The organism is Bradyrhizobium sp. AC87j1, from assembly GCF_002936975.1.
In the GTDB taxonomy this organism is placed as follows: domain Bacteria; phylum Pseudomonadota; class Alphaproteobacteria; order Rhizobiales; family Xanthobacteraceae; genus Bradyrhizobium; species Bradyrhizobium shewense.
This window is the reverse complement of the sequence record NZ_PTFE01000015.1, coordinates 16591-28345: the sequence shown is the minus strand read 5'-3', so window position 1 is coordinate 28345 and position 11755 is coordinate 16591. Positions and strand designations below refer to the sequence as shown.

The following is an 11755-nucleotide window of genomic DNA, read 5'->3' as shown; positions in this document are numbered from 1 at the left end:
GATGGAAGACAGATTTCGAGCGGCGGACGAAAGTTAGGTGGCAATGGATATTGATCAAATAGATAGCTTTCAGGCCGTGGTCGCAACGATCATGAACCGCTCTGCCCGTGCGTGGGTCTATCTTCCGAGTGGCAGGACATGGAGTTTAGATTCGGAATCCGCGACGTTGGAAAGCGACGAGGTGCCACCAGAATTGGAAGATGAGCCAGATGCCGGGATCCCTCAATTCGCAAAACGACATGATCTGATGCAGGTGATGCCCGTAACGACCCTGCAAGACATCGTATCCAATGCGCGCCGGCAAAAGCTTGACGCGACCCTGGACGAGCTATTCGCGGCTTTCGTTTTCTATTTACGAGAATGATGCATTTATGGAGCTGAAATAGCGCAGAGAGCTCAGCGGTTCGTGAGCCTTTTTCGTTCGCACCGCGCCGGACGCTGCTCATACGGTGCCATCGCGGGGCTGCATCAACTGTGATGTGACGGCTCTTAATCCTCCAGGGTATTCATTGGATGTCGCTTGAATCACTCGCGCGCAAACTGGTGCCGCCACTCCATCCTTTGGAAGCATCAGGCGACTGGACTTCAATTGAAGGCGCCATGGGCGTGGTGCTCCCAAATGACTTCAAGCAATTCATAGGTGCCTACGGGAGTGGTGTGATCGGAGACTTCCTGACGATTCTAAATCCCTTCTCCACAAGGCCCGGGCTGAATCTGCCGCAGCAGTCCAGGCGGCAGTTGGACGTGCTGCATGCTTTGCAGGACACGTTCGGCGAACAGGTCCCGTTCGAGCTGTACCCAATCGAAGGCGGGCTATTGCCCATAGGCATCACGGACAATGGAGATGTCATCCATTGGCTCACAAGTGGCGGTGCAGCCGATTGGACTGTTTTCGTGAACGAGGCCCGCAGTCCGGACTACGAACATTTTCCATGTTGCCTGACGCAATTCATCGAGGGCGTCATCGAAAGATCGATCCGCTGTCGGGCATTTCCGCTCTCGATTTTTCAAGCTCCTCCCGCATTCCGTAGCTTGTGATCCCGCGCGCGAACAAAAGAAAAAGGCAAGCACGCGAGATCGTTTATCCTGCATGAGGCGACCGATGTCTTCGACCGAGCCGCGCTGCTGCTGTGCATGGGGTTGTTTTCGAAACGCTGCAGGAAGAAATCCATTAGGGCACGCAGGGTGCCGTGCGATGATTCCGGGTTCGCGTTGCGCGCGCCCCGGAATGACGGCGAGAGGGGCGGCAAGCGGCTGGTAAAAATGACCCGTCGGGCAAAACACCAGAACCCCCGTCAATCCCTTCTCGCAAAAATATTCTACTTTCCAGAATTTCGGATTTGTGGCATATAGCGGGTCATCCCGGCCCTCCCAGAGGGGCGCTTCGCGATCGTCACGAGATGCGGGCCGGGGTGCGGTGGACGCGGCAGCGCCGGCGCGAGAGGCGATGACAGGGCGGGCAACCGCGAGTCATGCGCATCGCGGGACGAACGGCGTGGTCACAGCGGTTTTGGTCGTCGTCGGGGGCGAGCACACGCTAGCTCTCGGCGATCAGGTCAAACCGTCCGCGGACGGAGAAGTCGTGTGGTCCTGACGCCCGCAGGCTGGCGTCAAGCCTTGCGGTGATGCGGCGGCCCGACCGGGCGCGCGCATCGACCAGCCGCAACGCGACGGGGGCAACAGTGCATCGCTCCCCGAGGAGAGCACGGAGGACACCGTTAAAACCATCCGCGCAGGGAAGGCCGGGCGACCGGCAACACCTGTAGTCCACCCCGTGTGCGTTTTTCCATGCACGCGGACCGCGGGTGCCGCCGGCGCCCGGCCTTCCCTGCGCCCTCTGGCTTTCATGGGGCGTGCACGAACAGCAAAGCTCGGGCGAAAGAAGCCGCGAGAACGCGCAGGTATGTCTGTGAGGAAAAGAGCGCATGGCAAGAGCAAGCTGGTGCCGCACGCTCCGTCAGTGCGAGCGCAGCGAAGCAATCCAGAATTTTTCCGCAGAAGCAATCTGGATTGCTTCGCTGCTCTCGCAATGACGGCGAGAGAGAATGACTCGATCTCCTCTCGTGCCCCGGGCGCAGCGCAGCGTCCCTTCGACGATGCGCTGCAGAGCCGGGGCCCATGCATCGACACGGCACGCGGCTGCTGGGTCCCGGCTCTGCGCAGCAGCGCAAAGAGCGCTGCAGCGCGTCCGGGACACGGGCCGCTCGTCTGACCGCGCACAAGGCAAAGGCCCGGTCGCGTTCGCGATCGGGCCTTTCTCGGTTGTAAATATGATTGCCGCTTTACGCCGCAGTCGAAGCCTTCTGTGCGGCCTTCGCCTGCGCGGCCTCGGCCTCGTCCTTGCGAATCTCCGACAGGCGCTTCTGCACTTCCGCAGAGAAGATGTACTGCGCCGGGCGCTGCTTGGACATGTCGATCTCCGGCGCCATCGGGCCGGAGGTCTTGATGCCGCGCAGCGACACCCACATCGCCTTCAGCGGGTTATTGAGGGCTGCGGTCGCCGCCGTCGGCTCGTAGCCGCAATGGGCCATACAGTCGGCGCACTTCTCGTACTTGCCGGTGCCGTAGGTCTCCCAGTCGGTGGTGTCCATCAGCTCCTTGAAGGTCTTGGCGTAGCCTTCACCGAGCAGGTAGCAGGGCTTCTGCCAGCCGAAGATGTTGCGCGCGGGCATGCCCCAGGGCGTGCACTCGTATTCCTGGTTGCCGGCGAGGAAGTCCAGGAACAGGCCGGAATGCATGAAATTCCACTTCTTGCCCTTGCCCATCGCAAAGACGTCGCGGAACAGCTTCTTGGTCTTGGTGCGGTTGAGGAAGTGCTCCTGGTCCGGCGCGCGCTCATAGGCGTAGCCGGGCGACATCGAGACGCCGACACCGAGCTCGACGGTGAGGTCCAGGAACTTCGCGATCTCCTCGGCCGGGTGGCCGTCGAAGATGGTGGCGTTGACGTTGACGGTGAAGCCGCGCGCCTTGGCCGCCTTGATCGCGGAGACGGCGCGGTCGAACACGCCCTTCTGCGACACCGCCTTGTCGTGATGGTCCTTCAGGCCGTCGAGATGCACGGAGAAGAACAGATACGGGGAGGGCTCGAACAGATCGAGCTTCTTCTCGAGCAGCAGCGCGTTGGTGCAAAGCGAGACGAACTTCTTGCGCTCAACGAGGCCGCGCACGATCTCGCCGATCTCCTTGTGGATCAGCGGCTCGCCGCCGGGAATGGCGACCATCGGCGCGCCGCACTCGTCGGCCGCGTCCCAGCACTCCTGCGCGGTCATGCGGCGGTTGAGGATCGCATCCGGATAATCGATCTTGCCGCAGCCGACGCAGGCGAGGTTGCAACGAAACAGCGGCTCCAGCATCAGCACGAGCGGATAGCGCTTGCGGCCAAGCAGTTTCTGCTTGAGCAAATAGCCGCCGATACGCATTTCCTTGAAGAAGGGGATGGCCATTACAAAGTTTCTTTCTGGGCTTTTCAATTCGGGTGGGTCAGCTCGCAGCCAATTGGGCCGGAAGCCGGAATTCGATGTTTTCCTCGCGGCCCGGCAACACCTGGACCTTGACCGGTCCGATTCGCCGCATCGCTTCGATCACGTCATCCACGAGTACCTCGGGCGCCGAAGCGCCGGCCGTGATGCCGACGGTCCTGGCATTTTTCAACCACTCCGGATTGAGCTCGCTGCCGTCGGCAATCAAATAACTCGCGACGCCGGCTTCGGTGCCGATTTCGCGAAGCCGGTTCGAATTCGAGCTATTGGCAGCGCCCACCACCAAGATCACGTCGACCAGCTTGCTCAAGTCCCTTACCGCAGATTGGCGGTTCTGTGTCGCATAGCAGATATCCCGGATATCCGGACCTTGAATATCTGTAAAGCGGGTCTGAAGGGCCGCGATGATATCCTTGGTGTCGTCGACCGACAGGGTGGTCTGGGTGATGTAGGCCACTGGCGTATCAGCCGGCAGCGTCAGGGCCGTAACCTCTTGAACGCTTTGGACAAGCAGCACGGGGGCGGGAACCTGGCCCATCGTGCCCTCGACCTCGGGGTGGCCGGCATGGCCGATCAGGATCAGCGTGCGGCCCTTGGTGATGTAGCGCTTCCCCTGATTGTGAACTTTCGTGACCAGCGGGCAGGTGGCATTGAGCACGGGAAGGTCGCGCGCGGCGGCCTCTTCCTCGACGCTGCGGGCGACCCCGTGAGCGCTGAAGACCGTTACCGCCTTCGGCGGCACCTCGGACAGCTCCTCGACGAAGATGGCGCCTTTGTTCTTCAGGCTCTCGACCACGTATTTGTTGTGCACGATCTCATGGCGCACGTAGACGGGCGGGCCATACTTATTCAGCGCCCGTTCCACGATCTCGATCGCACGCACCACGCCCGCGCAGAAGCCGCGCGGTTGCGCCAGATAAACTTCCATTGGACGCCCATCACGCAAGTTGCACCAATCCGCTTCGTAAGTTCCGGCGGCACCCCGATACTGACCAATGCGTTGCAATATCCGCACCATTGGTCCGCGCACGCGGTAGCCACCCACCCCCGTCGGGGCTCCGGCGCATGGAGGCGCAATACTTTGTGGCAAAAAATCGGCGGTAAGGAAAGGTCGAATGGACCTGAGTTCCCTGCTAGGCCGATTTTACGGTATTATAGTAGAGAGGTGGGTGTATGCAAGCCAGCGACATCAGTGACCAGCCCTTCGTCACTTTCCCGCCTCAACTCCCCGGCTATACCCACCGCCCCGCTTGATTTTGCCACGGTCTGCCGCCGTTTACCTCGAACCTTCTGGCGGCGAGAGCCTCTCAAAACAGCAATAGGTTTCGCCCGGGAACTCCGATAAACAGCGGGCGTTTCCGGCAAGCTGTTAACCGCAGAAAGAAAAGAAGTGCTGCAAAGCGTAGTCGTTGCCATCGTCAGGGCCTGCACCCGGTTTGCCTCCCTCGTCGTCGTTCTCGGGCTCCTGCTGTCGGTGGGAGCGGGCTATTACGCTGCGCGCCACTTCGCCATCAACACCGACATCAATTCGCTGATTTCCCAGAATCTCGATTGGCGCAAGCGTGACCAGCAGTTCGACAAGGCGTTCGATCAAAACGAAACGATCCTCGCTGTGGTCGAAGCCCGGACCCCGGAGATGACGAGCGCAGCGGCGGACGCGCTCTATGCCAGGCTGAAGGACGACAAGACCAACTTTCAGTCCCTGCAGCAGCTCGGCAGCGGCGAGTTCTTCGAAAAGAACGGGCTGTTGTTCCTGCCGACCGAAGAGGTCGGCAAGATCACCAGCCAATTCGAATCTGCAGCGCCCCTGATCGAGATCATGGCTGGCGATCCCTCGATCCGCGGCCTGACCGGCGCGCTGGAGACGGGACTTGCCGGCGTCAAGCGCGGCCAGGTCAAGCTCGACAACACCGAGCGTCCTTTCAACTTGATCGCGCAGACGGTCGAGACCGTGCTCAACAAGGGCAATGCGAGCTTCTCCTGGCGCGAGCTCGTCAGCGACGAGCCGCTGAAGGATTCGGACAAGCGCGCCTTCATCGAGTTCAAGCCGATCCTCGACTACAACGCGCTGGAGCCCGGCAAGGATGCCACCGACGCGATCCGCAAGGCCGCAGTGGATCTGGATTTTGCGACCAAATACCAGGCGCGGGTGCGGCTGACCGGCCCGGTGCCGATCGCCAACGAGGAATACGCGACAGTCCAGGAAGGCGCCGTCGTCAACGGCGTCGGCACGGTGCTCGTCGTGTTGCTCATCCTGTGGCTGGCGCTGCATTCGTCGAAGATCATCTTCGCGGTGTTCGTCAATCTCTTCGTCGGCCTCGCGCTGACGACCGCCGCCGGCCTGATGATGGTCGGATCGTTCAATCTGCTGTCGATCGCGTTCGCGGTGCTCTTCGTCGGCCTCGGCGTCGATTTCGGCATCCAGTACAGCGTCCGCTACCGCTCGGAGCGCTACAAGCACAACGATCTCCCAGGCGCGCTGGTGCTGGCGGCGAAGCGCTCGGCGGTGCCGCTGTCGCTCGCGGCGATGGCGACCGCGGCCGGCTTCCTCTGCTTCATGCCGACCGACTACAAGGGCATCGCGGAGCTGGGCCAGATCGCCGGCGTCGGCATGCTGGTGGCGTTCCTCTCCTCGATCACCGTTCTGCCGGCCATGCTGAAGCTGCTGAACCCGCCCGGCGAGAAGGAGCCGGTCGGCTACGCCTTCCTGGCGCCGCTCGATCACTTTCTGGAGAAGCACCGCGTGCTGGTCGTGGGCGGCACGCTGCTGCTGGCGCTCGCCGGCCTGCCGCTGCTCTATTTCATGAAGTTCGACTTCAACCCGATGAACCTGCGCAACCCGAGGGCGGAATCGATCGCGACCTTCCTCGACCTGCGCAAGGATCCCAACACCGGCGCCAATGCCATCAACGTGATGACCACGTCCGAGGAGCAGGCGAAGCAGGTCGAGGCGAAGTTGGAGAAGGTCCCCGAGGTGCTGCGGGTGATGTCGCTCAACAGCTTCGTGCCCCAGGATCAGCCGCCGAAGCTGAAGCTGATCGCGCAGGGCGCCAAGGTGCTGAACCCCGCACTCAACCCTGATCAGATCGATGCGGCGCCGACCGACAAGGAAAACGTCGAGGCGCTGAAATCCTCGGTCGACAATCTGCGCCGGACCGCGGGCGATGCGAAGGGGCCGGGCTCGATCGCCTCGCGCCGTCTGGCAGACGCGCTCGAAAAGCTCGCCAATGGCGAGGAGGCCACGCGCAACAAGGCGCAGGACGTGTTCGTCACGCCGATGAAGATCGTGTTTGACCAGCTCAGGAACGCGATGCAGGCCGGGCCCGTCACCCTGAGCTCACTGCCGCCCGATCTCGTCAGCGCCTGGAAGAGCAAGGACGGCATCATCCGCGTCGAGGCGCTGCCCAAGGGCGATCCCAACGACAACGACACGCTGCGCAAATTTGCGGCGGCGGTGCTCGTTGCCGAGCCGACCGCGATCGGCGGGCCGGTCTCGATCCTGAAATCAGGTGACACCGTGGTGCGGGCGTTCATTCACGCCGGCATCTACGCGCTGCTGGTGATCGGCCTCTTGCTGTGGATCACGCTACGCCGCTTCGTCGACGTGCTGATGACGCTGGTGCCGCTCCTGGTTGCCGGCGCGGTGACGCTCGAGATCTGCGTGTTGATCGGCCTGCCGCTCAACTTCGCCAACATCGTCGCGTTCCCGCTGCTGCTCGGCGTCGGCGTCGCCTTCAAGATCTACTATGTCGTGGCATGGCGCTCGGGCAGGACAAACCTGCTCCAGACCAGCCTGACGCGCGCGATCTTTTTCAGCGCACTGACGACGGCGACCGCGTTCGGCAGCCTGTGGCTGTCCAGCCATCCCGGCACGTCCAGCATGGGCAAGCTGCTGGCACTCTCGTTGGTGACGACGCTCGCCGCCGTGCTGCTGTTCCAGCCGGCCCTAATGGGCAAACCCCGCAATCTCAGGGAGTAGGCAGATGTCGCCGACCGGGTCGGCGGCACCTTTCTGACCCGGCTTTGTGGGGGCGGTGGCGCTCTTCGGGGCACCCGCCGCAGGCGCAGGCGCCGCTGTCGCGCCCATCGTGCCCTGAGCCTTCGGCGCCGCGCCGGTGGACTTGGGCGCGCCCTTGGCCATGGCATTGGCGGTGCTCAAGGGGATCGGCGGGCCGACCCGGGTCCAGGTCTCGCCGCCGCAGAGGAAGCCCATTACGCAGCCCTTGATTTCGAGCTGGTCGGCGCCGGACGGCGTGATGGTCGCGCTATAGAGCTGGCCGTCCTTGGCGTTGTAGACCTGCCCTTCCCACTGATCGACGCCGGGCTTCTTCTTCATGTCGATCAGCGTCGCCATGCCCAGCGTCGGTCTGGTCTTTTTCGAGGCATCCGGATTGTTCTCGTCGCGGCCGCCGGGCTGCTTTTCCCAGGAAACGGCGCCCCACATGCTGCCATTGCATTGGGCGACGCGAATGTTGGCGACGCCGTCGGCAACCCGCCAGTCGCCGGTGGGATCGGCGGCGAGCGCCGGGGTCAGGCAGGTGTAACCGCCAGCCAGTATTAGTCCGGTGTAAAGGGCTAAACGCATGATAGTTCCTTGGCAGTGCAACATGGGCTAAAGCTGTGCTTGCGAAGATGGTCCGAAAAAGGGCAAAAGGCCGCACAGACCGTTTTCAGTAACGGTCCCTTTTCAGTTGACGAGACGGCCCTCAACCGAAGTATGTAACGGATGCACAGCCCAAATCCAGACATGTCTGAGCTTTTCGCGGACCGTCAGGCCCAGCGCAGCACCCTGCATAATCGGTATCTGAACGAGCAGTTCGTTCGGGTTCTCAAGACCATCGGCTACGATGTCGGCTTCCAGAAGGGGCAGGGGCAGTATCTCTACGATCGCGACGGCGCGCGCTATCTCGACCTGTTGTCCGGCTTTGGCGTGTTTGCGATCGGGCGCAATCATCCGGTCATGCGCGACGCGCTCAAGAGCGTGCTCGATGCCGACCTGCCCAACCTCGTCCAGTTCGACGTCTCCGTGCTCGCCGGCGTGCTCGCCGAGCGGCTGCTGAAATATGTCCCTTATCTGGACAAGGCGTTCTTCGCCAATTCCGGCGCCGAATGCGTCGAAGCCGCGATCAAATTCGCGCGCGGCGCCACCGGCCGCCCGGGCATCGTCTACTGCGCCCACGGCTATCATGGCCTGACCTATGGCGCGCTGTCGCTGACGGGTGATTCGAACTTCCGCACCGGCTTCGAGCCGCTGCTGCCGGGCTGCACCTCGATCCCGTTCAACGATCTGGCCGCGCTGGAAAAGGCGCTGGCCTCGCGTGAAGTCGCGGCGTTCGTGGTCGAGCCGATCCAGGGCAAGGGCGTCAACATGCCCACCGACGAGTTCCTGCCGGGCGCGGCCGCGCTCTGCAAGAAATACGGCACGCTGTTCGTCGCCGACGAAATCCAGACCGGCATGGGCCGCACCGGCCGCTTCCTCGCGGTCGAGCATTGGAACGTCGAGCCCGATATGGTGCTGCTGTCGAAGTCGCTGTCGGGCGGCCACGTGCCGGTTGGCGCGGTGCTGACGCGCAAGGCCATCTTCGACAAGATATTCAACCAGATGGACCGCGCTGTGGTGCACGGCTCCACCTTCTCCAAGAACGACCTCGCGATGGCCGCAGGCATAGCGACGCTCGACGTGATGGAGTCCGAGAAGCTGATCGAGTCCGCCGCCAAGCGCGGCGCCGAGCTGCGCCTGGCGCTGACGCGCATGGTGCCCGGCTACGAGCTGCTGAAGGAAGTGCGCGGCAAGGGCCTGATGATCGGCATCGAGTTCGGTCCGCCGAAGTCCCTGCGGCTGCGCGCCTCCTGGAACGTGCTGGAGACAGCCAACAAGGGCCTGTTCTGCCAGCTCATCACCGTGCCGCTGTTCAAGGACCACAAGATCCTCACGCAGGTCGCCGGTCACGGCAGCCACACCATCAAGCTGTTGCCGCCGCTCACCATCACCGAGGAAGACTGCAACTGGATCGAAAAGGCGTTCGACGACGTCATCGCCGGCAGCCACAAGGTCCCCGGCGCGATCTGGTCGCTCGGCAAGACGCTGGTGGACAACGCGGTGCGACGGTCGGCGTAAGGCCGATCCGTCACGCCGCCTTGGGCTTGTTCACAGTCTCGATGCGGTCCAGCGCCTTGCCGAGATCACGCTTTGCGATCTGGATATCGTAATCGTTCTGGAGATTGAGCCAAAGCTCGGCGGTCGTGCCGAGCGCCTTGGCGAGCCGAAGTGCGGTGTCGGCGGTGACTCCGGTCTGCTCACTCGCAATCCGCTCGATGCGCGTGCGCGGTAGGCCACATGTCTTGGCAAGCGCGCCGGCGGACATGTTCAGGGGGATCAGAAATTCCTCCCGCAGAACCTCGCCAGGATGCATGGGCTTGAGTTTCTTGGCCATAGCCCAATGTAGCGCTCAATCTTCGAAGATTTTCCACTGTTGATGCAGCTTGGATTGCTTCGACCTTCTCGAAATGACGGCGAAGACGGCTACCCCTCCACATTCGCCTTCATCGCCACCTCGAACTTGTCGACGAACTCGGCGAGCTCGTCGGCGCCGATGTCGCTGACGGCCCAGAAGTTCAGGCCGCGCTCGCCCCAGCGGCGGCAGTTGAAGCCCTGCATGGTCTGGGTCTTCGGCGGCCGATGTTCGGTGCTCGCGGTCTGTGCCACGAACAGGTTGATGACGTGCTGGCGACGCTTGTAGACGACCGCGCCGATGGCGCGGGCGTCGATATAATCGAGCCGGCCGCCGACCAGCGTAAAACCTTGCGCGGTGAGGTCGATCACGGGCGGGGCGACGTCGAGCTTGCCGTTGAACCACGGTTTCACGGTGTGCTGGTCGGTCGAGATCACGTCGGTGAGATGGCCGGCCTGCAGCGAGCGCAGATGCGCGGAGACGACCTCCGAGAGGATGCGCTGCTGGTCATCCTGGCGCAGCACGATGGCGACGATTCCGGTTGCGGCGAGCGCGGAGACCGCCGAGCCCATCGCAAACCCCCGCAGCACGGAGCGGCGGCTCGGCTGGCGTTGCGGCTCGGGCAGCGAGGCCTCGATCCGGGCGCGCAGGCTTGCCGGCGCGGTGTAGCGCAGACTGGTATTGGCGAGCACGCCCTGCATCTCGCGCTGTGCGGCAAGTTCCGCAGCGCAATCCGGGCAGCCGGCGATATGGGCTTCGACCTCGCGCGCGTGGCCGGCATCGAGCTCGTTGTCGAGCAGCGCGTGAAGCAGGATCCTTGCTTCGTCGCAGGTCATTTCGCTTGCTCCTCTTCCGCCGTCCAGGCCGCGCGCAGCAGGGCGCGGGCGCGGGCGAGGCGGGACATCACAGTGCCGATGGGCGCGCCGACGGCTTCCGCGATTTCACGATAGGACAGGTTGTTGATCTCGCGCAGCACGAAGGTTTCCTTGAAGGGTTCGGCGAGCGCCTCGATCAGCTTGCGGATGGCGCCGGCATCGCGGCTGCGCAGCACCTCGGTCTCCGGGCTCGCCTCGCTCTCCTGCCAGATCGGCGTCTGCTCGGCCGCGCCGGGCGTATCCTCGAGCGCGCTGGGCCTGTGCGCGCGCCGTGCGTATTCCGCGTTGCAGACATTGCGCAGGATCGCGAACAGCCAGGGCTTCATCGCCGGCCCGCGATAGCTGTCGAAGTGCTTGAGCGCGCGCAGATAGCACTCCTGCACCGCATCTTCCGCGTCGGAGGCGTCGCGCAGCAGATAGCGCGCGAGCGTGTAGACGTCGTCGAGATGGGGCAGCGCCGCTTCGCGAAAACGCCGCGCCTTGTCCGGATCGTCGCTTGTCGGTGGCATCGCCGCTCGCTTTGCCGTTTCGCCTGATGTCGCCGAAGACGCAGGAGCCCGGCCAGCGTGGGACCACCGGCCGGGCAAGACGTTGATGCCTTGGTTGGAGACGTTACTCAACCTTGATCATCCCCGTCATGTGCGGATGCAGCGAACAAAAGTATTTGTAGTCGCCCGCGTTGGTGAAGGTGAACGAGAACTTGTCGTCGGTGTCCAGGGTCTTGGACCTGAACTTGCCGGCCGACACCACGGTGTGAGGGATGTCGTCCCGATTGGTCCAGGTCACGGTGGTGCCGGCCTTGATCTTGAGCTCGGCCGGCTGGAAGACGAAATTGTCGATATGGATCTCCATGTCGTCGGCACGAGCGCTTGTTGCGGGCAGCAGGATAGCCGTGGCCAGAGCGAGTCCGAGATCGACGCCGAAGTCGCGGCGGTTGAGTGGCTTCATT

At 63.0% G+C, this 11755-nt stretch carries 11 protein-coding genes; 4 read left to right on the top strand and 7 right to left on the bottom strand.

Annotation, left to right across the window (positions count from 1 at the left end; genetic code table 11):
• Window positions 1-43: 43 nt before the first annotated feature.
• Window positions 44-364: a DUF7716 domain-containing protein gene (locus tag CV770_RS10870; protein WP_104462324.1), complete on the top strand. Its 321-nt coding sequence runs from the start codon at window positions 44-46 to the stop codon at window positions 362-364.
• A 149-nt stretch (window positions 365-513) separates the two neighbouring features.
• On the top strand, window positions 514-1038 hold the full coding sequence (locus tag CV770_RS10865; protein ID WP_146101268.1) for an SMI1/KNR4 family protein: 525 nt from the start codon (window positions 514-516) through the stop codon (window positions 1036-1038).
• A gap of 1244 nt (window positions 1039-2282) precedes the next feature.
• Here the strand turns inward: CV770_RS10865 and hpnH are convergent.
• Window positions 2283-3443, bottom strand: coding sequence for an adenosyl-hopene transferase HpnH (gene hpnH, locus CV770_RS10860; protein WP_091953349.1), 1161 nt, complete (start codon window positions 3441-3443; stop codon window positions 2283-2285).
• Window positions 3444-3480: 37 nt separating this feature from the next.
• The gene (ispH, locus tag CV770_RS10855; protein WP_104462322.1) at window positions 3481-4407 is read right to left on the bottom strand and encodes a 4-hydroxy-3-methylbut-2-enyl diphosphate reductase; all 927 of its coding nucleotides are present in this window, start codon (window positions 4405-4407) and stop codon (window positions 3481-3483) included.
• 462 nt (window positions 4408-4869) lie between these two features.
• Between ispH and hpnN the strand changes: the two genes are divergently transcribed.
• Window positions 4870-7458, top strand: a complete 2589-nt coding sequence (hpnN, locus tag CV770_RS10850) for a hopanoid transporter HpnN (RefSeq protein ID WP_104462321.1) — start codon at window positions 4870-4872, stop codon at window positions 7456-7458.
• On the opposite strand, the gene CV770_RS10845 is transcribed toward hpnN, so the two are convergent.
• Complete coding sequence (locus CV770_RS10845; RefSeq protein WP_201759794.1) at window positions 7426-8064, bottom strand: DUF2147 domain-containing protein; 639 nt, start codon at window positions 8062-8064, stop codon at window positions 7426-7428. The genes hpnN and CV770_RS10845 overlap by 33 nt on opposite strands.
• 141 nt (window positions 8065-8205) lie before the next feature.
• On the opposite strand from CV770_RS10845, the gene hpnO reads away from it, so the two are divergent.
• Window positions 8206-9597, top strand: a complete 1392-nt coding sequence (hpnO, locus tag CV770_RS10840; RefSeq protein ID WP_091953338.1) for an aminobacteriohopanetriol synthase HpnO — start codon at window positions 8206-8208, stop codon at window positions 9595-9597.
• A 10-nt stretch (window positions 9598-9607) separates the two neighbouring features.
• Here the strand turns inward: hpnO and CV770_RS10835 are convergent, their stop codons facing one another.
• The 4 genes from CV770_RS10835 to CV770_RS10820 form a co-directional block, all read right to left on the bottom strand.
• Window positions 9608-9913, bottom strand: a complete 306-nt coding sequence (locus CV770_RS10835; RefSeq protein ID WP_104462319.1) for a HigA family addiction module antitoxin — start codon at window positions 9911-9913, stop codon at window positions 9608-9610.
• An 89-nt stretch (window positions 9914-10002) separates the two neighbouring features.
• Window positions 10003-10767: an anti-sigma factor family protein gene (locus CV770_RS10830; protein WP_104462318.1), complete on the bottom strand. Its 765-nt coding sequence runs from the start codon at window positions 10765-10767 to the stop codon at window positions 10003-10005.
• Complete coding sequence (locus tag CV770_RS10825) at window positions 10764-11315, bottom strand: sigma-70 family RNA polymerase sigma factor (RefSeq protein ID WP_104462317.1); 552 nt, start codon at window positions 11313-11315, stop codon at window positions 10764-10766. The genes CV770_RS10830 and CV770_RS10825 overlap by 4 nt, the downstream gene beginning before the upstream one ends.
• Window positions 11316-11418: 103 nt before the next feature.
• Window positions 11419-11754: a cupredoxin domain-containing protein gene (locus CV770_RS10820; RefSeq protein WP_091953330.1), complete on the bottom strand. Its 336-nt coding sequence runs from the start codon at window positions 11752-11754 to the stop codon at window positions 11419-11421.
• Window position 11755 lies beyond the last annotated feature (1 nt).

Excerpts from the sequence above, each read along its gene's own strand:
- CV770_RS10870 (WP_104462324.1), top strand. The coding sequence starts at position 44 with ATGGATATTGATCAAATAGATAGCTTTCAGGCCGTGGTCGCAACGATC.
- CV770_RS10820 (WP_091953330.1), bottom strand. The coding sequence starts at position 11,754 with ATGAAGCCACTCAACCGCCGCGACTTCGGCGTCGATCTCGGACTCGCT.
- CV770_RS10825 (WP_104462317.1), bottom strand. The coding sequence starts at position 11,315 with ATGCCACCGACAAGCGACGATCCGGACAAGGCGCGGCGTTTTCGCGAA.
- ispH (WP_104462322.1), bottom strand. The coding sequence starts at position 4,407 with ATGGAAGTTTATCTGGCGCAACCGCGCGGCTTCTGCGCGGGCGTGGTG.
- CV770_RS10830 (WP_104462318.1), bottom strand. The coding sequence starts at position 10,767 with ATGACCTGCGACGAAGCAAGGATCCTGCTTCACGCGCTGCTCGACAAC.
- CV770_RS10865 (WP_146101268.1), top strand. The coding sequence starts at position 514 with ATGTCGCTTGAATCACTCGCGCGCAAACTGGTGCCGCCACTCCATCCT.
- hpnO (WP_091953338.1), top strand. The coding sequence starts at position 8,206 with ATGCACAGCCCAAATCCAGACATGTCTGAGCTTTTCGCGGACCGTCAG.
- hpnH (WP_091953349.1), bottom strand. The coding sequence starts at position 3,443 with ATGGCCATCCCCTTCTTCAAGGAAATGCGTATCGGCGGCTATTTGCTC.
- CV770_RS10845 (WP_201759794.1), bottom strand. The coding sequence starts at position 8,064 with ATGCGTTTAGCCCTTTACACCGGACTAATACTGGCTGGCGGTTACACC.
- CV770_RS10835 (WP_104462319.1), bottom strand. The coding sequence starts at position 9,913 with ATGGCCAAGAAACTCAAGCCCATGCATCCTGGCGAGGTTCTGCGGGAG.